This window comes from Alicyclobacillus herbarius DSM 13609 (assembly GCF_000430585.1).
Classification (GTDB): domain Bacteria; phylum Bacillota; class Bacilli; order Alicyclobacillales; family Alicyclobacillaceae; genus Alicyclobacillus_G; species Alicyclobacillus_G herbarius.
The window spans coordinates 1-22,732 of sequence record NZ_AUMH01000030.1 but is presented as its reverse complement, the minus strand read 5'-3'; the positions used below and the strand labels follow the sequence as shown (position 1 = coordinate 22,732).

Sequence of the window (22,732 nt, the reverse complement as noted above, 5' to 3'; positions counted from 1 at the left end):
TATACCCTTGCACTCTCGCAGGCTCTCGCATCGGTTTTCACCGCTGCTACAACATCCTGCGCCTCATGCTCAGGCAGACTTTCTTTCTCGGACGACCCACTCTGACTCCGGAAGGTTCCGAAGGAGAAAGGCACACGCCCTCCACTCGCAGGTTGGTTTACCGCCTGTTGCCAAGCCGTCCGCAGGAGCGGTTCCGCACCTTGCCAAGACGCTTTCGCCTCAGCCACTTGCAGGCGTTCGTTCTCCACGTGCTTTGCGAGATACGCACTGAACAGGTCCCGTTGCATCACCACGCCACATTCACACTCGTGGACCCGCTCGGATAACCGTTTCTTGTGCCTTTTCTCGCAAATGCACGTTTGGGATAATGCAGTTTGATACTATGGGAAGCTAACCCATGTTGGATCGCCGGATCGCGATCCGCACCTTTGACCATCGGGAGTTCAAGACCATTCCACAGCACGCGGTCGTCCCGCCAGCGGATGCACGCAGCATTGGTCTTCCCTTCGAGGCTGTGAAGGCCACGCTGGCCCTTAAACCGAACGGTTTTGGCCTTTCCAAAAGTCACTCGTTCCACAGCGCGAAACGCTCGATCCGCCAGTTTCTGCGCCACGTGAGAGTCCAGGTGTTCCCCAAGCCAGGTGGTCCGTCGCATTTCGTCCGCCATAGCTTCGAGATCATACTGACCGTTCGGTTGACCCGCTCAAGTTCCACTGACAGATTTTCTTCCTCAAAGAGAAGGTAGAGCTCCCGATTGACCTCTTGCCCCCAGAGGTGGACGGATCGACCAATCAGGCGGCAACACGAATCCCCCTTCCCGAAGCACTCCATCTCCCGAAAGATGACCGTCCCGTTCGTCCACTCCGACAGAATCGCACTGAGCCAGCCCGCCAGAAAACTGCATGTCGGCCCTACGTAGGCACCATAGCGGGTAATGTGATGCTGAGCCTCCCGCGAATCCGTGAGCGTGCACTCCGCTGAACGACACAGTCCGGTACCGTGGATGAACTACTTTCCCATACACCCAGTTCATAGAAGTCCGCGCAGGTGAGCTTCCATCACGGCTTGTACGCGGCTTTTGACGCCGAGCCGGCGATAAATCTCATTGATTATGGACGTGACGGTGTTTTCCGATAAATACAGGTGCTTGCCGATTTCTTGATTGGTGCGCCCTTGGGCCATGAGACGCAAAATCTCCACGTCCCGCAAGTCGAGCGCATCTTTGCCGGATTCACCTTCTTTCGGTGATTCAATCCAGTGGAGGACGTACTCTGTCACGGTCGGATCGAGGACGGATTTTCCGTCCAAAATACTCCGGATGGACTTGAATAACTCCTCTCCAGGCATATCCTTCAACAGATAGCCCTGAACCCCTGTCTGAAGACAGGCGTGCACGACATTCTTGTCCATCGACGAGGTGAGGATGGCGAGGCGCGTGGAGGTGTTTGTCTCCCGCACCGACTTACACAGCTCGATGCCGCTCATGTCTGGCAGCCGCACGTCAATCAGGGCGAGATCTGGTTGCAGAGATTGAATGAGCTCGAGTCCTTCCGCTCCGGTGCTTGCTTGTCCAACCAAATCCAACCCGTGCTCGTTGAGCAGCGTCTGTAAGCCAATGCGAACGAGCTCATGGTCGTCTACGATGACGATGCGCTCTGTCACGGATGACCCCCTCCTTGCGTATCGTCGACTCAACTGCGGTGTCGAATCAGGATGCAACGGACGGAGTCGGGGGTCATTTCATATTTTTGCCTCTGACGTCGAGTCATAGCGGATGGGAAACGTACAACGCACGGTCGTCCCTCCGTCCTCATTGCGAAAGATGTCTAGCTGCCCGTTGAGAATGGCGACAGAACGCGCCATCGAATGCAGTCCAAAATGCCCGGTTGGGTGGGTGATGAGGCGCAGGGCTTCGCCTGAAATGCCAATACCCGCGTCCTGCACAGTGAGGGTTGCTTCATCTGTCTCTACAAGCAGGTGAACAATTGCGACTGGGCTGTTTGCGTGGCGGAAGATGTTGGTCAGGGATTCTGCGACGACCTTGAGCATGGTTTGGCGGATGGGGAGGCTCAGTCGACCGAAATTGCCGTGCGTGATGAGCTTTGTAGAAATCCCGCTGATCCGTTCGAATTCTTGGACGAGATGAGTCAAGGCGGTGGCGTTTGGTCGTGCCTCATCGTCCATGAGGCGAAACAAAATGGCCCGTAGTTCCGATTGGCACTGTTCCGTCAATTCACGTAACCGGGTGGTGCGTGCCTGCAGCTCACTGTGCTCTTCGACCGTCAACCGTTCCAGACGGTCAATCTCGCGTGCCACTGCAAACAGGGTTTGCGACAGCGAATCGTGTAATTCTTCCGCAATTCGCCGGCGTTCTTCCGTGAGAATGCGGAAACAGTTTTCGTTCTGTTGGTCACACCATGAGATGAAGATGGAACATAGGGAAGCAAACCCGTTCATCATGTCTTCGTCGGTTTTGGTAAACGGACTTGTCTTCGGTGGCTTGCCGAAAAAGATGCAACCAATCGCCTGTCCATGGTATTTCAGTGGGATAGTCAACAATGCTTCGACGGGTGGATGGCCTTTGGGCATTCCGACAGACAGTGGGTGTCCGGAGATGGATTCGACGTGCAGCGAGTCACCGGTTTTGGCGGGTATAAAATACATTCCATGTCCCTTCGGAAGCTCCATGGGCATTGTGTCCCAACCGGAAACTTTAAAGTACCGGATGGTGAACGGGTCCTTTGGTTCCGTGATAATGATCCCGGCGAACGCGGCGTTTACCAATGTACGGGCGTGATCGACCACAGCCTGCAGCAGCGGTTCAAGGCCTTCCTCCATCCATGGCTGTAGGCGTTCCAGCGCTTCCGACAAAATTCGCAAGACTTCAGCTTGATTCGTCGTGGCTCGGCTCATCCGCTGTTTCCCGTCCTTTCGAGGATGGTAAAGGGATGACCAGGTATCGAAAAACACCCGATTGGGTGTATTGAGTGTCTACTGGCTATTTTATAATAAACCCGAGAACAAAGAATACAAAAAATAATTTTTATCTGGTTTTTGAAACCGTATTCAAGCAAGAGGCGTCGGTATAGCAGTTGGACCAATCTCGGGTAACCTCACTTCGCTCGACAAAGGAGGTCTCATGGTGTTTCCTAACGCGTTCAAGTATGAAGCGCCGACATCCGTCGACGAGGCAATCCGTCTCATGACTGAATACGGTTACGACAGCAAGGTGTTGGCGGGTGGCCAAAGCCTGTTGCCGATGATGAAACTTCGCATCGCAGCTCCGGCTGTGCTCATCGATGTGAACGACATCGATGATTTGAAAGGCTGGCGCGAGGTGGACGGAAAACTGCGAATCGGCGCTTTGGTACGCCATGCCGAATTGGAACGTGCATCGGAACTCTGCGACAAATATCCGCTTCTGTCCCGTACCGCCCGCTGGATTGCAGATCCGCCGATTCGCAACCGCGGAACCGTTTGCGGCTCACTCGTTCACGCGGATCCAGGCTCGGATTGGGGAGCTGCGATGATTGCGCTCCGTGCCGAGGTGGAAGTCCAGGGGCCGGAGGGAGGACGACTGATTCCCATTGACGAGTTCTTTTTGGACACGTTTGCGACATCTATGAATGAAAATGAACTCGCCGTCGCGGTGCAGGTCCCGACGCCAGGCGGACCAGTCGCCGCCCGTTACATGAAGCTTGAGCGCAGGGCTGGTGATTTCGCCATCGCCTCGCTGGCTGTGCAAGTCGTGCTCGGCAGTGATGGACGCGTTTCTGAGGGCGGAATCGGAATCGGCGCTTGCGGCCCGATTCCTCTGCGGGCAACCAAGGCGGAGGTGGCGCTCATCGGACAACCTCTGACGGAGGAGACGATTGCGACCGTGTCAAGGCTGGTGCCGGAAGACGCCGATCCCGCAGATGACCTGCGCGGTAGTGCAGCCTACAAGCGCGACCTCTTGCGTGTTTTCGCCGTACGCGCACTTCGCGAAATCGCGGAAGAGTTGCATGGGAGGGTGGGGGTTCAATGAACATCCGAGTAAAGGTCAACGGACGCCTGCACGAAGCGGACGTTGAACCGCGTACGCTGTTGGCCTATTTCCTACGCGAGCAACTGCAGCAGACAGGCACGCATATCGGTTGTGATACGACCAGTTGCGGTGCTTGCACGGTGCTGTTAGATGGAAAACCCGTTAAGTCGTGCACCGTTTTGGCTGTGCAGGCGGACGGCCACGAGGTCATGACCGTTGAAGGGCTTGAGAAAGACGGTCAGCTGCACCCGTTGCAGAGCGCGTTCTGGGAGGAACATGCGTTGCAGTGCGGCTACTGCACGCCTGGCATGCTGATGGCGGCCTACGGGTTGTTGCAGGACAATCCAACGCCGACCGAGGAAGAAATTCGCGAGGCGCTTTCAGGTAATATCTGTCGCTGCACTGGATACGTGAATATCGTGAAAGCCGTTCAAAATGCTGCTCGCAAGATGGCGGATGAAAACCAAGAAGCAATAGAGGAGGCGGCAGCCAGTGGCACTTCCACAGACTGAGTTACGGCCCATGGGCAAACCGATTAGTCGCAAGGAGGACCCGCGGCTGATTCGCGGCAAGGGCCGTTACGTGGATGACGTGATGTTGCCGAATATGCTCTATCTCTGCATCGTGCGCAGTCCGTACGCGCACGCGCGCATTCGCCGGATTGATACGTCTGCGGCACTCGCAGCACCGGGGGTCAAGTTGGTCCTCACAGGAGAGGACTTGGCCGAGATGAACCTCGCTTGGATGCCGACGCTGGCAGGAGACCAACAGATGGTAATGGCTACGGGTAAGGTCTTGTTTCAGTACCAGGAAGTCGCCGCAGTCGTGGCGGAGACCCGCGCTCAAGCAGAGGACGCGGCGCAACTGATTGAAGTCGATTACGAACCCTTGCCGGTCGTGGCGGATCCGTTCCAGGCGCTTGCGCCGGACGCTCCGATTCTTCGCGAAGACAAAGAGAAAAAGTCGAACCACATCTTCCACTGGGAGGCAGGGGACAGAGAGGAAACGGAAGCGCTGTTCCGCGACGCGCCGGTCATCGTCAAGCAGAATGTGCGCTTTCCGCGCGTTCACCCTGCGCCGCTCGAACCCTGTGGGTGCGTGTCGGACTGGGATCCGGCCCGGAATAAGTTAACGCTATATGTCACTTCGCAGGCGCCGCATGTCCACCGGACCGTACTGGCGATGGTGTCCGGGCTTCCAGAACATCAAATTCACGTCATTTCACCCGATGTCGGTGGAGGTTTTGGGAACAAGGTCCCGGTGTACCCTGGTTACGTGATTGCGACGGTTGCATCCTTGAAATTGGGGGTCCCTGTAAAGTGGATTGAAACTCGCACCGAAAACATCGCCAGTACCCATTTCGCTCGCGACTACCACATGACTGCGGAGATTGCGGCGCGTGAGGACGGCAAGGTGCTCGCCCTGCGTGTAAAGACGGTTGCCGATCACGGTGCGTTTGATGCGGCTGCCGATCCGTCCAAATTCCCGGCTGGGTTGTTCAGCATTGTGACTGGGTCGTATGATTTCAAGGCTGCGTTCGTCGAGGTGGACGGCGTATATACAAACAAGGCTCCGGGCGGTGTAGCCTATCGCTGTTCCTTCCGTGTCACAGAGGCATCGTATCTCATCGAACGAGTCATGAACATCTTGGCCCAGCGGCTCAAGATGGACCCGGCCGAATTGCGTCTGAAAAACTTCATTCGCAAGGAGCAGTTCCCGTATCACTCGCCAACCGGATGGGTCTACGACAGCGGGGACTATGAAAAGACGCTAAAACTCGCGCTGGAACGCATCGGATATGAACAGTTGCGCAAAGAACAGGCGGAAAAGCGGGCGCGTGGAGAATTGATGGGGATTGGTATCTCGACCTTCACAGAGGTAGTCGGTGCTGGCCCCGCTCATCAGTTCGACATCGTCGGCATCAAGATGTTCGATAGCGCGCAGATTCGCTTCCATCCGACCGGTAAAGTGATTGCGCGGCTTGGGGTACGGCACCAGGGTCAGGGACACGAAACGACCTTTGCCCAGATCATCGCTGAAGAACTTGGACTCAGTGCGGATGACGTGTTGATTGAGGAAGGCGATACCGACACGGCCCCCTATGGGTTGGGCACGTACGCCAGCCGCTCCACACCGACGGCTGGCGGTGCGGCAGCACTCTGCGCGCGCAGGATTCGTGAGAAGGCGCGCAAAATTGCTGCTCATCTGCTGGAGGTCGGTGAAGATGACGTGGTGTGGGACGGCATCGCCTTCTCCGCCAAGGGCTTGCCAGGTAGAACAGTATCGATGAAGGACGTGGCGTTTGCCGCCTACACAAACGTGCCTGAGGGCATGGAACCGGGATTGGAGGCGACTTACTACTACAATCCGCCGAATCTCACCTTCCCTAACGGGGCGTACATCGCGGTGGTGGATATCGACAAGGGAACGGGTGCTGTCAAAGTGCGTCGTTTCTTGGCCGTCGATGATTGCGGCAACGTGATTAATCCCATGGTTGTCGAGGGACAGGTGCACGGAGGGCTGACCGAAGGGTTTGCGATTGCCTTTATGCAAGACATTCCGTATGACGCGGATGGCAACTGTCTGGCGCCGAACTTGATGGATTACCTGGTTCCCACGTCGGCAGACACTCCGCATTGGGAAACGGATCGGACGGTTACGCCGTCACCACACCATCCAATCGGCGCAAAGGGCGTTGGTGAGTCGCCGAATGTCGGCTCTCCTGCGGCGTTTGTCAACGCGGTAGTAGACGCACTGTCGCCGCTTGGTGTGGAGCACATCGATATGCCGATTTTCCCATGGAAGGTATGGAACATCTTGAGAGAGCACGGTATCACCGAGTAAGTCGGTAGCCAACCTGAATTGAGGAGGGAAGCCCCGATGGCCTTGAAGTCGCCGGGGCTCACGGATGGATAATCTTTGGGAAACTGCAAGGGACTTGGACGAACGCTCGGAACCGTATGTCATGGTGACAGTAGTTCGCCGTGTGCGCCCGAGTTCAGCGACGGTTGGCGACAAGGCGATTGTCACGGCGGATGGGGAGATGAAAGGTTTCGTCGGTGGTCAGTGTACACGGGATCTGGTTATTGACCAAGCGAAGAAGTGCCTGACCAGTGGGGAGAGTAAGCTCCTGCTGGTGACCTCGCAGCCGCCGGCGGACGTGACGGAAGGCGTCACCGTTCTGCCGATGACGTGCGCATCCGAAGGAACGGTCGAACTGTTCTTGGAACCAAAAAATGTGGATCCACCATTGGTGCTCGTAGGGGATTCCCCCATTGCGCATGCCCTGGCGGAATTAGCACCCCGATTTTCACTAAAGCCGTGCAGGGTCTCTTTGGAAGAGTTGATGCACACCGGCTCTGCGGACGATCCGGTCGTGAAACTGCGCAATCAACTGCACGTCAATACAACTGCAACCGCATACGGTGTGGTTGCAACGATGGGCTTATACGACGTCGATGGACTGTTGGCCGTCGCTTCTCTGCCGCTCCGTTATCTTGGTCTCGTCACGAGCCCGAAGCGCTGGACGACCGTGCGCGCTGAACTGGAGGAAGCGGGCGCGTCAAGCGAATTTATCAACTTTGTTACGGCGCCTGCAGGTTTCGATATCGGCGCCGTGGGGCCAAATGAGATAGCCCTTAGTATCCTGGCGCAAATCGTAGAGCGCCGACGCCGGGGCTCGAATGCATCCTGGCCAGGCCAGTCCGATGTAGGGACTCCGGATTCTGGCGATTCGGCCACTCACTGCAGCCATGTCGCAGTTCATCAAGAAGTGATTGATCCGGTCTGCGGCATGACCGTAGACTTGGCGAAGACTCCGCACCGTCTTGAACTGGACGGGACCATCTATGGGTTTTGCTGCTCTGGCTGCCGGGATCGCTTCGCGCGCAATCCAGAAAAGTACTTGCAAAGTCATGCTTGATAAGCGCCCACACGGATCTGGACGTGCACTTGCATTATAAGGAACAGGGAACAGTGTCTCCCGCCGTAGGTTGGCGCCTGAACGCGTGTTTCGGAAACTTGCTGTGAACAACAGAGGAGGCAAGACAATGCGTACGTACGAAGGAGAATTTACGATTGAGCAGCCGCGGGAGAAAATTTGGGCGTTCGTCACAGACCCGCACAAAATGGGCACCTGCATTCCCGATTTGATTGAATTGAACGTAGAGAGTGAGACCCGCTTTCGCACTCTTGTGAAGGTTGGAGTGGGACCGGTGCGCGGCAAGTTCGATCTCACCAGCGAACTGACCGTAACTGAACCGGGCAAGGCGGCCGCTCTGTCGATTCGCGGCGGTGGAATGGGCAGCGGGGTCGATATGAAGGCGCAAATGGAACTGAGCGACGTCGATGGAGGGACCCTCTTGAAATGGCGGTGCGACGTGGTAATCAGTGGGCCCATCGCAAGTCTAGGCGGGCGTTTGATTGACGGAGAAGCGCGGAAGATCACGGAGAAGGTATTTACGAACCTGAAGAATGCCTTGTTGGCTTTGCCAGACGAAGAGGTCGCTGCAACCGATAAGACAGTGGACCAAGGTTGAACGACGTAAAGTGGAGGATGTCCGGATGAACGAACAGGTGCGCCGACTGCAGGAGGAGCTGCATCGCGCTCACTATGTCGTTGAGGAAGGGTTGGCTACTGTACTGCATCTGGCACAGCGGCTGGCCCGTCCTCTGTTGTTGGAAGGGCCTGCGGGTGTAGGAAAAACAGCGCTGGCTAAAGCGGTTGCCACCATTCGTTCAGTGAACCTGGTGCGGTTGCAGTGCTATGAAGGCTTAGATGCGAGTCAGGCGTTATACGATTGGGATTATCCAAAACAACTGTTGACGGCGCGCACGGCGTTCACTGATGGTGCCGTGAATCAGGCGGCGCTGTACAGTGAGCCGTTCCTCATTGAACGTCCACTTTTGCGCGCGTTGCGCGAAAGACCGGCGCCTGTGCTATTGATTGACGAAGTAGATCGTGCCGACGAGGAATTCGAGGCGTTGCTTTTGGAGTTTCTCTCAGAATTCCAAATTACCATTCCCGAGATGGGAACTTTTCGCGCCGAAGAACCACCGATTGTGATGTTGACGTCCAATCGCACGCGGGACTTGTCAGACGCCCTGCGGCGCCGCTGTCTTTACGTATGGGTTGATTACCCGTCCCCTGAACAAGAGGCGGCAATTATTTCGCTGCATGTGCCGCGGATAGCTTCTGAACTCGCGAAACAAATCGCACGTGGCATGCGACGACTGCGTAAGTTGTCGCTTCTTAAGCCTCCCGGGTTGGCAGAATCCATCGATTTTGCACAAGCGCTTCATGAGTTGGGGGCGTGTGAGTTGGACGAAGAAGTGGTCCGACTCACTCTCGGTTGTTTATTGAAGACAGAGGAGGACTTGAACTTCGTACGGGAGAGGGGACTCGACGTGTTATGGAACGCCTGACAGCGGACGAGGTCGGCCGCTTGACGGGCGACATCGTGCGGCAGGTGACGGATTTTGCACCTTGGCTGAGAAAGCATGGATTTCGAGCAGGGATTCCGGAAACGTTGACCGCCATTTCTGCTTTGGCAGAATTGGACCTAACCCGTATGGAGGAGGTCTGCAGCGCCTTTCGCTCAATCTACTCGCAAACACCCGCGGAGTGGGGCATCTTTCCGAGTTTGTTCGAGCGATACTTTTGTGGTCGAGGAGTGCAATTGGAGGAAAAGCGCCGCCTGCAGCCGGATGATTTGGTGGACCGCGAAGGTGGCAGTGGCGGTGGTCAGGCAGAGCGTCCTCCTGTTGACACTGTGCAAGGCTTTCTCGCCGGGTATCATCCTAACGATGGCGAACGCTATGCGTTACGCGCGGATGAACAGGTGTTGAAGGACGTCGTTCAGCTGACCCGTTTGGCGGTGCGTACCATGGATGCACCGCGCGGGCGCAAGTGGAGACCAAGAGGCAGAGCGAAAATTGACCTGCGCCAAACCATGCGTCACGCTATGCGGTATGCTGGGGAACCGTTCGTGCTGAAGATGCGTCGACACCGCCCAGACAAGCCGCGCATTGTCCTGGTCATCGACATATCCGGGTCCATGAAGCCGTATGCGCCGTTTATCACTTCACTCGCTTGGTCATTCACACGGACCCGTGCGCGCACGCAACTCTTCCTTTTTTCAACACGCTTGTTACGCGTGACGTCTCTCATCGCGCGCAAAGGGGTTACGGGCATCACGCACGCCGAGTTGCCGGGGTTGCGGGGGGGGTACCCGCATTGGCAGTGCACTGGAGCAGATTCTTCGCCGGTATCCCAGTCTACTGCAGCGGCATACATGCGTCATCATCATGTCGGATGGATTTGACGCCGGCCATCCGGAGCAAATGCACACCTCCATGCGCGACTTAGCTGCCCGGGTTGGCCGAGTGGTTTGGTTGAATCCATTGCTCGGCGAACCCGGTTATGAACCAACTTCGGTCGGCATGTCGATGGCCTTGCCTTACATTGATGCGTTCGTCGATGTACACGATGTGGCAACGTGGAGAAAGGCAGTATTGAGCGGGGCGCTGCGAGTCGCAGCATCCTAAGCTCAATGGTGAATGCTATCTCTTCCGTGGAGCGGTCCTCCAGTCCGCGCCGAGCGGGCCGCGAGCAATTCGGACACGATGGAAACCGCAACTTCGTCAATCGTTTCCGCGCCCACGTCCAGTCCGACCGGGGCGTGAATCGGTCCGCTGTCCATGTTGGCGCCAATATGGTCCAGCATCTCGAGCGTTCGCGATAAGGGGCCGAGCACGCCGATGAACTTGGGCTGCGCTTGCAAGGCAAGGCGCAGAGCGGCCTCGTCACGCATTTGCAGGTGGTTCATGATTAGCCACCAGCTATCCGTGAGTTGTGCGGGATCGGCTTGGTCGGGTTCGACAACCAGGTGTTCGGCTGTAGGAAAGCGCTTAACCCCATTGAACTCTTTACGGGGGTCAAGGACGGTCACGCGAAAGCCACACTTGGCGGCGAGTGCCGAGACGGGAACGGCGTCGTGGCCTGCACCGCACAGGATGAGCCGTTCGTTCGGCCGCATCGTGTCGATGTAAAAGCGACGGCCGTCAACAACGGCGACTTCCGCTCGCGTGCGGCTCCAGACACGGCTTGTCAATTGCTGTACGACGGCTTCGGGCAGCTTGTCAATATCGCCGGAAATCGGACTTGTCCCGTCAAACGCGGCGCGAGCACCGGTCGGCAATTCGATGGCTAATGAGATGGCATGGTCTTGGGAGACGGATTCCCGAACCGCTTGCCAAAATAGGTCTTCAGGGTGAATGGGAAAGATGGCGACTTCAAGTGTTCCTTTACAGCCAATTCCGAGAGACCATAATTCGTTTTCACTGAGATCGTAATTGACGAGCCGGGGTTCGCCCGCTTCCATGACCTTTTCCGCCCATCCATACAGGTCGGATTCCAGGCAACCGCCACTGAGTGTGCCGAGCATCTTTCCCTTTTCCGTCATCATCATTTTGGCACCAGGAAGGCGATACGCGGACCCTTTCACTTGGGTAATCGTCAACAAGGCCGTTCGTTCCCCATCCGACCAGGCCTGTTCAATCCGGGAAAACACGTCACGCGCTTCATCGATCCTCGACACAGTTTGTCACTCCTTGGTTTCTTTGGAGGTGAATTCGACATGCTTAATAAAATTCTCTGTATTCTCGATTATATAATTGACGTGCAACGATAAGATAGGTGCGTTGCATGCCCAAATGGGTGATTCTTAGTACCTGACCGGTTGTTGCCTGTTCTTAAATGGATATTCAGACGAAAGTCACTCAAGGACTCTCATACCAAAGCTTGACGATGGAACTCATCAAAAACTCGTAATAGGCGGAAGGTGAATTAGATATGGACCGGTTTTATCGGACAACTGGATGGGGCTGTGCCTGGGGCAGCGTAGCCGGAGCGCTCACTGGTAGTATTCTCGACTTTCTTGTAGGCACATCCGGGCTGCTCGCCTGCGTACTCGCCGGCGTCGGTGCGCTATTTGGCAGTTATATCGGATTTCGGGTCGGATCGAAGGACATAGAGAACGTAGTATGCCATACGGCGTTCCCGCTGGACATTGTAAAGATCCACAAGCAGCATGGAGCTATGTGGTCATTAATGGGGGCCATGGTGGGGGGAGTCGTTGGGGCCACAGTGGGGGCTGGAGCGGCCGCCGCTGGATGGGTCTTGTATATGCATCATATGTCCAATGCGATGGAGCTCATGTCCATTTTCAACGTCATCATGGGTGGCGAGATGGGCGGCATGACGGCTGGGGTTATCGGTGCGTGGTGGAGCGCAGCTCGTGCGGGATTTGTCGGGGAGAAGAAGGACGTGCAGTTAGCGTCAGGCGAGAAGAGCAAGTTTGAGGCATAATGTTTCCTGTGATACCCCCCTGCGGGAGGCGGTCGCCTGAAGCCTGCAGCGGGGGACTAATCTTTTGACAAACGTGTTTGGCTCATTGAGGAAGGGGATGACTCATGCAGACCTATTTGCGCGCCGCTCCGGTTAAAGGGGGAGAGCGTGGACGAACTGCTCGCGTTTACTCAGGCGCTGCGCGAGCGGGCGAAGGCCCTGACTCCACCAGATGAGGCCAGCGGCGTCCTGGACTGCGCCGGACTCTACGACGGCCGCTCTCACTCCTTTGGGGAGAGACTGACGCGGCAGGCATCGTCTATTATCCGAATTACTTCCGTTGGTTCGACAAGGCGACGCACGAACTCTTTCAGACACTCGGCCTGTCCCTGAAGGCTTTGATGGATGAGGGAATCATCCTGCCCATTCTGAGCGTACACAGCGATTTCAGGGCCCCACTGTATCACGACGATCCGCTCACTATCACCTCGGCCATCGCCGAAGTGAAGACGAGATCCATCCGAATTGATCACAAGGTACAGTGCGGTGACGGCTGGAACCGATTGAAGCATAGCGCACCTGACATTCCTCACATCTGAGGAAGTGGCGAGTTTGACTTACTCGAATTTACGGATTCATCAGTTCCAAGGAAATAATCTATACTTGTAACCACAAAAGATAGAGTCGCTGGCCATTCCCGCCGGCCCCGCCCCGTCGACGGCGGGGAGAAAGCGGCCACGTACCTCATGGAGGAGCCATATATGACAGAAATTTTAATTTATTCTGTTTATGAAGGCGTGGCGTGGATTGAGATCGACAATCCACCGGTCAACGCCTTGAACCTGTCCGCCTTTGTCGCACTCCACAACCACTTGGTGACGGCCGAGGAGGACGACGGGGTGCGCGTTATTGTCATAACGGCGGCCGGCAGCAAGGCGTTCGTAGCCGGGATTGACATCAAGGAGGTGCTGACCTTCGGCCGTGAGGAGATGGCGGCCTTCAACCGTGTCTCCGGGAGTGCGCTGCGGCGCTTGGAGAGTGTACGCAAACCGGTGATTGCGGCGGTCGGCGGCATCGCCTACGGGGCGGGGTTTGAATTGGCGCTGGCCTGCGACTTTCGCATCGCCTCAGAGCATGCGGTGTTTGCGCTGCCGGAGCTCACCCTCGGTATCATCCCCGGCGGCGGCGGCACGCAGCGGCTGACGCGTTTGATAGGCGAGGCGCGGGCGAAGGAAATCATTATGCTCGGTCGTTCCCTGGATGCGGCCCAGGCGAAGGAACTGGGGTTGCTGTGCGAGGTCTGTGCCGCCGAGGTGCTGCGCGAGAAGGCGCGCGAACTGGCGAATGAACTGATGCGCCGTCCGGCGGTTGCCCTGGCGGAGGCGAAGCGGGCCATCCATGCAGCCCTGGACGGCCCGTTGGACGAGGGGTTGATGCTGGAGAACGAGGCGTTTCTGACCGCTTTCGCGAGCGCGGACGGACGCGAAGGGATTGCCGCCTTTGCTGAGAAGCGAAAGCCGGTGTTCGTCGGCAGGTAAGGTGCTATGTCGACCGCCTCGTTCACAGCTTAACATTGAGTGCGCTTGGTTTCTAAGTGCGCTTGGTTCATTGTCGATCCGAAATGAATTCCGAATCCACCGAGTGGATTGAGAGGGGTGTCCCATGAAGATCGCCATCTTTGCCGACAGCCGTTTGGGGGTGGTGGAAGGAGACATCATCTACGATGTCGGATCCGCAGTCGGTTGGGACCGCGAGCAGCCTCAGTGCTCGCTCACGCGTCTGATAAGCGACTTCGGGGCCGTGCGGGCAGCCATCGCCGAGGCGCTGCCGGCGGCTCCACGCTATCGGCTGGCGGAGACGGCGCTGCGGCCTCCTGTGCCTACGCCATCGAAGATTGTGGCCGCTCCGGTCAATTACATCTCGCACAAACAGGAGATGAATCAGGAGTTGACGGTGCGGCGACTGGGGGTGTTCTTGAAAGCTCCTTCATCCATCATCGGGCCCGGGGCTACCATCCGCCTGCCGTTTTCGGATCGACGAACGGATCACGAGGCGGAGTTGGCGTTTGTGGTCGGACGGATGGCCAAGGACGTACCGGCAGAGCAGGCGGCGGACTACATCTTCGGTTACCTCGGGCTGATGGACATCACCGTGCGGGGCCCGGAAGAGCGGCCGATGCGCAAGTCATACGACACCTTCACCCCCATCGGTCCGTGGCTGGTGACGGCGGACGAGGTGGAGGACCCACACGCCTTGGACATTCGTCTGTGGGTCAACGACGAGCTGCGCCAGTCGGCCAACACCCGGGAAATGATTGCCGACTGCTACGAGCTGTTGGCTCTTGCCTCGAGTGTGATGACGCTGTATCCAGGCGACATCGTCACCACCGGAGCACCGGAGGGGGTGGGGCCGATTCAGTCCGGCGACCAGGTGAGGCTTTGGATCGAGCGGATCGGCGAGTTTACGGTCGATGTGGCGATGAAGGGGTGAGCTTCGCAGACACCGGATTTGGGTGAGAAAACCCAATGAACAGGGGGAGGGAGACGAATGAGCTGCGATTTCTTGCTGGTGGGCGCCGCGCGCACCCCGTTCGGGCGATTCAATGGTGGGCTCAAGGATACGCCTGCGGTCGACTTGGCGGTTATCGCCAGCCGTGAGGCACTGCGACGGGCGCGGGTGGCGGCAGAGGAAGTCGACAACGTGGTGATGGGCAACGTCCACCAGTCCAGTTCACCGGAAGGCATTTTGACGGCCCGGCACATCGGTCTCAAGGCCGGTACGCGCATCGAGTGCCCGGCCATCACCATCAACCGTGTCTGCGGTTCTGGGATGCAGTCGGTGGTCACGGCCGCCTTGTCCATCGCCTACGGCGAGTCGGAGGTGGCCCTGGTCGGCGGCACGGAGAACATGAGCCAGGTGCCGTTTGTCATCCGCGGCGCGCGCACCGGCATCGGGCTGGGGGGCGGCAAACTGGAGGACGTTCTGTGGGAGGCGCTGATGGACTCTTACTGTGGCTTCACGATGGCGGGGACGGCGGAGAACATCGCCAAGAAATACGCCATCGCGCGCGACGAGATTGACGCCTTTGCCGCAACTAGTCACACACGAGCGCTACGCGCGATGGAGGCTGGGTACTTCACAGAGGAGATTGTCCCTGTCGAGGTGCGCGACAAGAAGGGGACATTACAGGTCGACCGAGACGAGGTGCCGCGGCCGACGACACCGGAGACACTGGCGAAACTGCCGCCGCGATTTCTCGCGGATGGAGTGGTCACAGCGGGGAATGCCAGCGCGCTCAGTGACGGTGCGGCGGTGGGGGTTTTGGTCTCCTCTCGCTACGCCGAGCGGCACGACCTGCAGCCGATAGGCCGTTTGGTCGCGTGGGGTATCGCGGGAGTGGAGCCGAGCCTGATGGGACTTGGTCCAGTGGCCGCCATTCGTCAGGCGCTAGAGCGGGCGGGCATGAGTCTCGGGCAGATGGACCTGATTGAGATTAACGAGGCGTTCGCGGCACAGGTTTTGGGCTGTCAACGGGAACTGGATTGTAGTCTGGACATTACCAACGTCAACGGCGGCGCCATTGCCCTCGGCCACCCGCTGGGGGCCAGCGGAATGCGTTTGATCTTGACCCTGCTGATGGAGCTCAAGCGCCGCGGGAAACAGTATGGGGTCGCCTCACTGTGTATCGGGGGAGGTCAGGGGATTGCGACCATCTGGGAATCCATCTGACGTGGCTGTCTCGGGCCAGGGAGTGGGACAACGGACTATCTTTCAGATCCTGGCTGAGGCCGCCCAGATCCATCCACAGAAGACCGCCATCGTTCAGGCGGAGAATGGTGTACGGCTGACCTATGCCGAGTTTCTGCAGCAGGTGGTGGACCTGGCCAACGGCTTAACGGCGCTCGGGTTGCGCTCAGTTGACAAGCTGATTGCCTGTCTGCCCAACTGGCCGGAGTACGCGGTGACGCTGTTTGCCTGCGCCTACGCAGGGTTCGTGCTGGTGCCTGTCAACCCGCGTTTGCGCCAACATGAAATCGAGTTTGTCGTCGGCAATTCGGATGCCCGCACCGCGGTCGTTGGCGAACAGCCGGGAGGCGTCTCGCACTACGAGATCTTCCAGCGTTGTCAAGCAGCTCACCCGACGCTGGAGCACATCGTCACGGTCGGCCCGGCGGGGGCGCCGCCGTCCACAAGATTGACGTTCACTGCTGTACTGGAAAAGGGGCGACATAGTGAAACCGCTATCACTCAACAGGTACAGGCGAGCGACGTGGCGGCCATCGTCTACACCTCCGGCACCACCGGCACTCCAAAGGGGGCGATGTTGACCCATGCCAATCTGCTGTTCTCCGGGGATGCGTTGAACGCCGCACTCGAGAACAGTGAGCGCGATGTCGTGCTCATCGTGGTGCCGGTCTGTCACGTGTTCGGTCTGGCCGTCACCATCATGACCGTAGCGACCCAATCGACCATGGTCCTGATGGATCGTTTTCAATCGGAGGCTGTGTTCCAAGTCGTCGAGCGCGAGCGGGTGACAGTGCACCACGGTGTGTCGACGATGTTCGTACTCGAACTGAACGATCCGAACCGCAGCCGGTATGACCTGTCTTCGCTGCGCACGGGCATCGTCGCTGCCACCCCATGTCCGTACGAAATTGTGCAACGGATTTGCTCCGAGCTCGGCTTGAACCCCATCCTCTCCTACGGGATGACGGAAGCCTCGCCGGCGCTGACCGCCTCGCATTTTGAGAACGAGGCCTGGGTATACGCCACCGTGGGGCGGGCGCTGCCCGGGGTGAGCCTGCGCGTGGTGGATGAAATGGGTCGCATCCTGCCAAGCGGCGAGGTCGGTGAACTGGTCTGCAAGACGCCCGGCTTGATGCTCGGATATTACAAGAACGAAGAAGCGACTCAGGCTGCCATCGATGCGGATGGGTGGTTTCACACAGGAGACCTGGCGACCATCGACGACCAGGGGTACGTGACCATCGTCGGCCGGATCAAAGAGATGATCAACCGCGGTGGGCTGAAGATCTACCCGCGCGAGGTGGAGGAGCTCCTGTATCAGTATCCATCCGTACAGGAGGCGGCGGTCGTCGGTGTACCGGATCCGGTGCTCGGCGAGCGTTCCTGCGCCTGCGTGACGGCCAAGTCCGGGTACACCCTGACGCCCGAGGAGATCCGCGAGTTTTGCCGTCAGCACCTGGCTGACTACAAGGTGCCGGACATCGTAGAGCTCCTCGACAGCCTGCCGCTCAACAGCAGCGGCAAGATCTACAAGCTAGAGCTGGCCAAGAGGATGCGCAAAAAACACCCGCCTGTCTACAAAAAACAGGCGTAAGCACGCGAGGGAGTGGGACGTATGGAATGGGGCGAAGAGTTACTACAATTTCATGAGGAGGTACGCAATTACCATCTCGGGCCACTGTGGGACGTGATTCACGAGATCATCACTCCGCAACCCGATACGGCGGTGCAGCCCTACCTTTGGAAATGGCCCGTCATTCGTGAACGGGTGATGCGATCCGGTGAACTCATCACGCCCGAGCGTGGGGGCGAGCGGCGGGTCATCTTCCTCGAGAACCCAGGGTTGAAGGCGAAAGGGCAGCAGGCCGCCGCGACACAGACTCTGTATGTCGGCATCCAACTGCTGCTGCCAGGCGAAATTGCCCCCTCTCACCGCCACTCGCAGTCGGCCGTGCGCTTTATCATCGAAGGCGAAGGCGCCTACACTGCGGTCGAGGGCGAGAAAATCTACATGGAACGCGGAGACTACATCCTCACCCCGGCCTGGACCTGGCATGACCATGGCCACGAGGGAACCGAGCCGATGATCTGGATGGATGGCCTGGATTCCCCGTTCATCCAGTTGATCAACGCCTCCTTCTTTGAACCGTACGCTGACAAGCGTCAGCCGCTGACGCTGCCGGACAACTACTCGGTGAAACGCTATGGCAATGGCATGCTGCGCCCACTCGGAGACCGCCATCACGGTTACCCGTCGCCGTTGACCGTCTACCAGTGGCGGCACACCGAGGCGGCAATGCAGAGCCTGAAGGCTCTCTCCCCCAACCCGTACGACGGTTACGCGGTGGAGTACCTAAATCCAGCCAACGGCCAGTCGGCCGATCCACGCATCGGCGCAGTCACGCAGACGTTGACGCCGGGCATGCATACGAAGGCCCACCGCCACCTCAGCAGCGCCGTGTACCACGTGGTCGAGGGTTCTGGCTACACGGTCGTCGACGGTTTGCGCCTCGACTGGGAGAAGGGCGATTTCTTCACTATCCCGCCTTGGGCATGGCACGAGCACGTCAATACCGGATCTGAGGATGCAGTACTGTTCTCGATCAACGACGGGCCCTTGATGGAACTTCTGGAGCTGGAGCGAAGCGAGCCGTACCTCGAAAACGACGGGCAGCAGCCGGTCCGCGAGGTGTTCACCCCGCTTCTCTGACCCAGTGGATTACGTTAGTCCAACGGCGCCGTTCTGGATGGCGGCGGGCGGACCGTTCCTGGTCTTTTTGGTTTCGTTCGGGTTGAAGGAGACCGCTCCGCTGAAGTTGATGAAGAAGGGTATCGTCAACCACATCCGGAGGTCGAGGTCGTTCAGGTCTAGGCAGGCCACTTGTGCATGAAGCCGTACGGCGCTGCGACAGGAGTCTACCACGAAGGGGAGGAAATTGTGATGACACAAAGTTTTGGTGAGATAGAATTCACATGATTTTCAAGGTATCTTGGAAGGAGGCACCTGGTATGCCGCACACACACTCCCAAGACGCCCCCGTCTTGGTGGTCGGGGCCGGACCGGTCGGAATGACCGCCGCTCTGGCGCTGCGCCACCACGGGTTGGAGGTGACCGTGCTCGAGGCAGAACCCAAAGACCGGATCCGCCCCGGCAGTCGCGCCATCTTCATTCACAAGGCCTCCTTGAAGCTGCTCGACAGTATCCGTCCCGGACTGGCCATGACACTGGCCGCGGAGGGCGTCGTCTGGCCCATCAAACGCACGTTTTGGCGCGGGCGCGAGGTTTACGTGCGCCGCTATGCACCGCCGAAGCCGAACACCATCCCACCGTTTACCAGCTTACCCCAGGTGCGGGCGGAGCACTTTCTCTACCAGGCCTGTCTCGATGCCGGTGTGGAGTTTGTCTGGAATGCTCCGGTCCGCGAGGTGCGGGTGAAGGATGAGGGCGTCACCTTAAAAACCGAGTCGGGTCAGCAGTGGATTGCACCGTACGTCATTGGCGCGGATGGCGCGCGCTCAGTGGTGCGCAAACAGATTGGGGTGCAGATGGAGGGAACCCGCTCACCGAACACGTTCATCGTCGTCGATGTCAAAGAAGACGAGCATAACCCGTTGCCGCTGGAGCGCGTCTTCCACTATCAACACCCGGCGATGGAGGGACGCAACGTATTGTTCGTCCCCTTCGCAGGTGGCTGGAGAGTCGACTTGCAGTTGTTTGAAACGGACAATGTGGACGATTACAACGGGATGGAACAGGTCCGCCGATGGCTGCCGAGGGTGATGGACGCCAAATATGCGGACCGCGTCACCTGGGTGTCGGCATATCAGTTCCTGCAGGTGGTGGCACAGGCGTTTTGTGACGATAAGCGACGTGTCCTGTTGGTCGGGGAAGCGGCGCACTTGTTCGCCCCGTTCGGTGCGCGCGGGATGAATTCTGGCATCGCCGACGCCGTCGCCGCCGCAGAGGCGATTCACACCGCGCTGAATACCAGCGACGTACAGGCGGCGCGAGCGGCAGTCGAAGGATTTGCGCGCGAGCGGCGCGCGGCGGCACAGTACAACCGGGACGCCGCAGGTATCGCTCTGCACCACATCCAGGGGAGAACGTTTACCATCAACGTGCAGCGGCGCCTGGCTGCGGCAGTGGCCCCCATCTTTCCAAAGGCGGGCCGTTGGTTGGACGAAGGCCCCTACGGACCAAAGGCAGGGCCGAGTTTGGCGACCAAGTACTGAGGTGACGGTCCGCTACCTTGTCTCAGGCAGCGAACACAGGTGGTCCAGGACTAGGGCTAATTGCAGTTCAAATCGAGTCTGTGCCGATTCGAGGTTGTGGCCCAACAGCTGTTCAATCCGTCGCAGCCGGTACTGTAGGGTGGTGCGGTGGATGAACAAATCCGCAGCAGTATCGGAGATGTTGCCATTGTGCGCCAGATAGACGCGCAGCGTTTTCAAGAACTCCGCCTGATGCTCCACGTCGTACTGACGAATGGGGGCCAGACGCTGGCTGACGAACGTCCGCACCGCCGGGGTTTGGGCAAGCGGTCGCAGCATCAGGTAGACCGGAATCTCTGCGGTCCGCAAGCAGTGGCTTGCGGGGGCCAAGAGCGGCGCCAAAAGACAGGCTGTCAGCGCTTCTTGGTACCCTTCCACCAGCTGCCCGGCGGAATGGCAGACCCCGCTGAGGCCGAAGTACAATTGCGCTTTGTACGGCTCGTGCGCATCCTCAGTACCGGTCTCCAATGGCGGCGAGGCCTCTGCCAGCGACTGCACCGAGTGCAGAAAGCGCTTCTTGTCCTCCTCAGTCGGCATGGTCGAGGCGGGCAGCAGGAAGACGAGGACGTTCTGGCGACGGGCCATCAGTACCTGTGGGTATTCCGCGGCCAGCCGTAGGCGCAGTGGGCCCAAGAGCTCAGAGATGTCATGGAGTATCGAACCGTGTGCGGATTCGCCGGGCGCGAGGGACGCGTCTCGGTTGTCGCGCGGTGACACCGTCGAAGACGAGTTGGCCTGGGCAGTGGACGCAAGCGATGCCAATGGAGCTGCTGCCATGGTAGACGCCATTCCGTTGTCGACCACTGTATCAGCCGGGGCGAAGCGGGCGACCAGGATCTGCTGCGGAGAGTCCAGCTCCCAGCCTAGACCCCGGGCCTCGTGAACCTGTTGTGGTCCCCATGCGTGCGGGGTGTCGAGGAGCAGATTGAACAGTTCCTGAAAGCCACTGCCGCGGCGTTCGATGTGCAAGCCCCGCCTGTAAAAGTGGACCGCTAATACCGTGCTGGCCTGCTGCAGGGCAATCACGTCGAGATCGTCCAGTTTGCCCAAGCGCTCCCAGACCAGGACACAGCCGAGCGGTGAGTCGCCCATCTGAATCGGAGCGAAGACGAATGTGTCCTCGCCGATTCGGTCGGTCCGCACCGGAAACGGGTGATTGAACGGCGAGAGCAGCTGGTGCTCGCGGATCCACTGTCTCGCCTTAGCCAGCGGGGTTCGCCACTGCACGTCGGCAGGCTCGCTGCAGAGTACGCCCAGGTAGCGATCCATCACGGTCACCGGTTGCCGCAGGATCTGTGAGAGAACCTTGGCGATGGCCGACAGATTGTCATCCGTCCAGAGAGAGTTTGTCAACTGATAGTGGTTGGTAAGCAGGCGGCGCATACGCCGCTGCTCATAGATTGTAGGCACCTCAGATTCAGAACCGGCATCGGCCAGTTGGCGCTGCAGATGGTTCGGCAGATGGGGGACTAGCGCCTGTGCCACATCCTGGGCGAACTCCCACAGAATTTGCACGACGTCTTCCACCAGGTACTCGTAGTGGCGATAGCCCACGGCAATCAGTCCGAGCACTGTGTCCTTGCGACGGATGGGCAGTGAGAACCACGTGGCGAAGCCGAGCTCAGACAAGTGATGATGAAACTGGCAACGGTGTACAATTGGATCTACTTCCGCCGAAGGCCAGTGATACGGTGCCTGCAGGACGCGCGGGCTGCAGCCGGAGAGTGGAATGTCACGAATGTACCGAGCGCCATCGACAGCGCGTTCGGCAACGTGCGGTCGCAGGGTATCCGTGTCTGTATCCATTAAGTAGACAATGGCCACATCACTTTGAAAGATGCGGTTGATGGTGTTCAAGAGGGTCGTGATGAACTGGGACTGAGACTGCGCCTGAGCGAGGTCGCGAGCGACTGTGCGCAGGTTCAGATGCAAGCGCTCTCTTCCACGCAGAGGATAGAGGTTTCGGTCGACGTGCGGATCGTCCATGGTCAGCCCTCCCCTTTTGGTCTGGCGCTGCGTGCAATCCTCTCTCAGGGAAAGTAGGTTTTTCTTCGTTTTTCTCACTCAATCGCACGATTTCGCATTTGACTCCTTGCGTACCCAGACCGCAAAATGTGTGATGTGAGTGGGCGGACCCGTTTGAGGGTGTACCAAACCAGACGGTGTAGCACCGCCTTCTAGATTTTGGTACGCACCTCGGATCTCCACCAAACACTTTCGTGGTTTACCCTCTCATGTCTCACAGGGTCTGTGCCCCAAGCAGTCCTTCGTACGGCCTATCGAAAGGGTGGAGGCCAGCCAAGCTCATGTGCAGGGTCTATGCCCGAATGGATCAGATA

At 58.4% G+C, this 22,732-nt stretch carries 23 protein-coding genes and 1 pseudogene; 18 read left to right on the top strand and 6 right to left on the bottom strand.

Annotated features, from left to right (window positions below):
- Positions 1 to 287 (bottom strand): hypothetical protein (locus H522_RS19785; protein WP_035454323.1); only part of this gene is annotated, 287 nt, incomplete at its 3' end.
- A gap of 110 nt (positions 288 to 397) precedes the next feature.
- Between H522_RS19785 and H522_RS22190 the strand changes: the two genes are divergently transcribed.
- Positions 398 to 745, top strand: a complete 348-nt coding sequence (locus H522_RS22190) for a hypothetical protein (RefSeq protein ID WP_245578143.1) — start codon at positions 398 to 400, stop codon at positions 743 to 745.
- 56 nt (positions 746 to 801) lie between these two features.
- On the opposite strand, the pseudogene H522_RS22570 reads toward H522_RS22190, so the two are convergent.
- The 3 genes and pseudogenes from H522_RS22570 to H522_RS0115075 form a co-directional block, all read right to left on the bottom strand.
- Positions 802 to 990 (bottom strand): annotated as a pseudogene (locus H522_RS22570) (4-vinyl reductase); the annotation flags it as partial.
- Positions 991 to 1,029: 39 nt separating this feature from the next.
- Positions 1,030 to 1,662 carry a response regulator gene (locus tag H522_RS0115080; protein ID WP_026962964.1) on the bottom strand — a complete coding sequence of 211 codons (633 nt, stop codon included), beginning with the start codon at positions 1,660 to 1,662 and terminating at the stop codon, positions 1,030 to 1,032.
- Between the two features lie 78 nt (positions 1,663 to 1,740).
- Positions 1,741 to 2,913 (bottom strand): GAF domain-containing sensor histidine kinase, encoded by a 1,173-nt coding sequence (locus H522_RS0115075; RefSeq protein ID WP_026962963.1) that lies wholly within the window; start codon positions 2,911 to 2,913, stop codon positions 1,741 to 1,743.
- A gap of 229 nt (positions 2,914 to 3,142) precedes the next feature.
- Between H522_RS0115075 and H522_RS0115070 the strand changes: the two genes are divergently transcribed.
- The 8 genes from H522_RS0115070 to H522_RS22350 all read left to right on the top strand — a co-directional run bounded on the left by H522_RS0115070 (position 3,143) and on the right by H522_RS22350 (position 10,573).
- Positions 3,143 to 4,027: an FAD binding domain-containing protein gene (locus H522_RS0115070; RefSeq protein WP_026962962.1), complete on the top strand. Its 885-nt coding sequence runs from the start codon at positions 3,143 to 3,145 to the stop codon at positions 4,025 to 4,027.
- Complete coding sequence (locus H522_RS0115065) at positions 4,024 to 4,539, top strand: (2Fe-2S)-binding protein (RefSeq protein ID WP_026962961.1); 516 nt, start codon at positions 4,024 to 4,026, stop codon at positions 4,537 to 4,539. Before H522_RS0115070 ends, H522_RS0115065 begins: the two co-directional genes overlap by 4 nt.
- Entirely contained in the window at positions 4,520 to 6,871 is a 2,352-nt protein-coding gene (locus tag H522_RS0115060; RefSeq protein ID WP_026962960.1) for an aerobic carbon-monoxide dehydrogenase large subunit, read from the top strand. Before H522_RS0115065 ends, H522_RS0115060 begins: the two co-directional genes overlap by 20 nt.
- A gap of 94 nt (positions 6,872 to 6,965) precedes the next feature.
- Complete coding sequence (locus H522_RS0115055) at positions 6,966 to 7,949, top strand: XdhC family protein (RefSeq protein WP_245578142.1); 984 nt, start codon at positions 6,966 to 6,968, stop codon at positions 7,947 to 7,949.
- 127 nt (positions 7,950 to 8,076) lie between these two features.
- Positions 8,077 to 8,565 (top strand): SRPBCC family protein, encoded by a 489-nt coding sequence (locus H522_RS0115050; RefSeq protein ID WP_026962958.1) that lies wholly within the window; start codon positions 8,077 to 8,079, stop codon positions 8,563 to 8,565.
- Positions 8,566 to 8,590: 25 nt separating this feature from the next.
- Complete coding sequence (locus H522_RS0115045) at positions 8,591 to 9,451, top strand: AAA family ATPase (RefSeq protein WP_026962957.1); 861 nt, start codon at positions 8,591 to 8,593, stop codon at positions 9,449 to 9,451.
- Positions 9,439 to 10,350, top strand: coding sequence for a VWA domain-containing protein (locus tag H522_RS22355; protein ID WP_281173104.1), 912 nt, complete (start codon positions 9,439 to 9,441; stop codon positions 10,348 to 10,350). Before H522_RS0115045 ends, H522_RS22355 begins: the two co-directional genes overlap by 13 nt.
- The gene (locus H522_RS22350) at positions 10,262 to 10,573 is read left to right on the top strand and encodes a VWA domain-containing protein (protein ID WP_342664410.1); all 312 of its coding nucleotides are present in this window, start codon (positions 10,262 to 10,264) and stop codon (positions 10,571 to 10,573) included. Before H522_RS22355 ends, H522_RS22350 begins: the two co-directional genes overlap by 89 nt.
- 2 nt (positions 10,574 to 10,575) lie before the next feature.
- On the opposite strand, the gene H522_RS0115035 is transcribed toward H522_RS22350, so the two are convergent.
- Positions 10,576 to 11,625, bottom strand: coding sequence for an XdhC family protein (locus H522_RS0115035; protein WP_026962956.1), 1,050 nt, complete (start codon positions 11,623 to 11,625; stop codon positions 10,576 to 10,578).
- A 254-nt stretch (positions 11,626 to 11,879) separates the two neighbouring features.
- On the opposite strand from H522_RS0115035, the gene H522_RS0115030 reads away from it, so the two are divergent.
- From H522_RS0115030 to H522_RS0114995, 9 genes are all read left to right on the top strand, one after another.
- Positions 11,880 to 12,395, top strand: coding sequence for a hypothetical protein (locus H522_RS0115030; RefSeq protein ID WP_026962955.1), 516 nt, complete (start codon positions 11,880 to 11,882; stop codon positions 12,393 to 12,395).
- Between the two features lie 147 nt (positions 12,396 to 12,542).
- Complete coding sequence (locus tag H522_RS22180; protein WP_245578141.1) at positions 12,543 to 12,767, top strand: hypothetical protein; 225 nt, start codon at positions 12,543 to 12,545, stop codon at positions 12,765 to 12,767.
- Positions 12,689 to 12,973 carry an acyl-CoA thioesterase gene (locus H522_RS22565; protein ID WP_425387027.1) on the top strand — a complete coding sequence of 95 codons (285 nt, stop codon included), beginning with the start codon at positions 12,689 to 12,691 and terminating at the stop codon, positions 12,971 to 12,973. The genes H522_RS22180 and H522_RS22565 overlap by 79 nt, the downstream gene beginning before the upstream one ends.
- Positions 12,974 to 13,135: 162 nt before the next feature.
- Positions 13,136 to 13,912 (top strand): enoyl-CoA hydratase/isomerase family protein, encoded by a 777-nt coding sequence (locus tag H522_RS0115020; protein ID WP_051344340.1) that lies wholly within the window; start codon positions 13,136 to 13,138, stop codon positions 13,910 to 13,912.
- Between the two features lie 124 nt (positions 13,913 to 14,036).
- On the top strand, positions 14,037 to 14,864 hold the full coding sequence (locus H522_RS0115015; protein ID WP_026962952.1) for a fumarylacetoacetate hydrolase family protein: 828 nt from the start codon (positions 14,037 to 14,039) through the stop codon (positions 14,862 to 14,864).
- A gap of 57 nt (positions 14,865 to 14,921) precedes the next feature.
- On the top strand, positions 14,922 to 16,103 hold the full coding sequence (locus H522_RS0115010; RefSeq protein WP_026962951.1) for an acetyl-CoA C-acetyltransferase: 1,182 nt from the start codon (positions 14,922 to 14,924) through the stop codon (positions 16,101 to 16,103).
- Positions 16,078 to 17,715, top strand: coding sequence for a class I adenylate-forming enzyme family protein (locus H522_RS0115005; protein WP_162143518.1), 1,638 nt, complete (start codon positions 16,078 to 16,080; stop codon positions 17,713 to 17,715). Before H522_RS0115010 ends, H522_RS0115005 begins: the two co-directional genes overlap by 26 nt.
- 21 nt (positions 17,716 to 17,736) lie before the next feature.
- Positions 17,737 to 18,831 carry a cupin domain-containing protein gene (locus H522_RS0115000; RefSeq protein WP_026962949.1) on the top strand — a complete coding sequence of 365 codons (1,095 nt, stop codon included), beginning with the start codon at positions 17,737 to 17,739 and terminating at the stop codon, positions 18,829 to 18,831.
- Positions 18,832 to 19,130: 299 nt separating this feature from the next.
- Positions 19,131 to 20,354, top strand: coding sequence for an FAD-dependent monooxygenase (locus H522_RS0114995; RefSeq protein WP_026962948.1), 1,224 nt, complete (start codon positions 19,131 to 19,133; stop codon positions 20,352 to 20,354).
- A gap of 12 nt (positions 20,355 to 20,366) precedes the next feature.
- On the opposite strand, the gene H522_RS0114990 is transcribed toward H522_RS0114995, so the two are convergent.
- On the bottom strand, positions 20,367 to 22,379 hold the full coding sequence (locus H522_RS0114990; protein WP_026962947.1) for a helix-turn-helix domain-containing protein: 2,013 nt from the start codon (positions 22,377 to 22,379) through the stop codon (positions 20,367 to 20,369).
- Positions 22,380 to 22,732 lie beyond the last annotated feature (353 nt).

Excerpts from the sequence above, each read along its gene's own strand:
- H522_RS22190 (WP_245578143.1), top strand. The coding sequence starts at position 398 with ATGTTGGATCGCCGGATCGCGATCCGCACCTTTGACCATCGGGAGTTC.
- H522_RS0115075 (WP_026962963.1), bottom strand. The coding sequence starts at position 2,913 with ATGAGCCGAGCCACGACGAATCAAGCTGAAGTCTTGCGAATTTTGTCG.
- H522_RS0115065 (WP_026962961.1), top strand. The coding sequence starts at position 4,024 with ATGAACATCCGAGTAAAGGTCAACGGACGCCTGCACGAAGCGGACGTT.
- H522_RS0115050 (WP_026962958.1), top strand. The coding sequence starts at position 8,077 with ATGCGTACGTACGAAGGAGAATTTACGATTGAGCAGCCGCGGGAGAAA.
- H522_RS0115045 (WP_026962957.1), top strand. The coding sequence starts at position 8,591 with ATGAACGAACAGGTGCGCCGACTGCAGGAGGAGCTGCATCGCGCTCAC.
- H522_RS22355 (WP_281173104.1), top strand. The coding sequence starts at position 9,439 with ATGGAACGCCTGACAGCGGACGAGGTCGGCCGCTTGACGGGCGACATC.
- H522_RS0115030 (WP_026962955.1), top strand. The coding sequence starts at position 11,880 with ATGGACCGGTTTTATCGGACAACTGGATGGGGCTGTGCCTGGGGCAGC.
- H522_RS0115020 (WP_051344340.1), top strand. The coding sequence starts at position 13,136 with ATGACAGAAATTTTAATTTATTCTGTTTATGAAGGCGTGGCGTGGATT.
- H522_RS0115015 (WP_026962952.1), top strand. The coding sequence starts at position 14,037 with ATGAAGATCGCCATCTTTGCCGACAGCCGTTTGGGGGTGGTGGAAGGA.
- H522_RS0115010 (WP_026962951.1), top strand. The coding sequence starts at position 14,922 with ATGAGCTGCGATTTCTTGCTGGTGGGCGCCGCGCGCACCCCGTTCGGG.
- H522_RS0115000 (WP_026962949.1), top strand. The coding sequence starts at position 17,737 with ATGGAATGGGGCGAAGAGTTACTACAATTTCATGAGGAGGTACGCAAT.
- H522_RS0114995 (WP_026962948.1), top strand. The coding sequence starts at position 19,131 with ATGCCGCACACACACTCCCAAGACGCCCCCGTCTTGGTGGTCGGGGCC.
- H522_RS0114990 (WP_026962947.1), bottom strand. The coding sequence starts at position 22,379 with ATGGACGATCCGCACGTCGACCGAAACCTCTATCCTCTGCGTGGAAGA.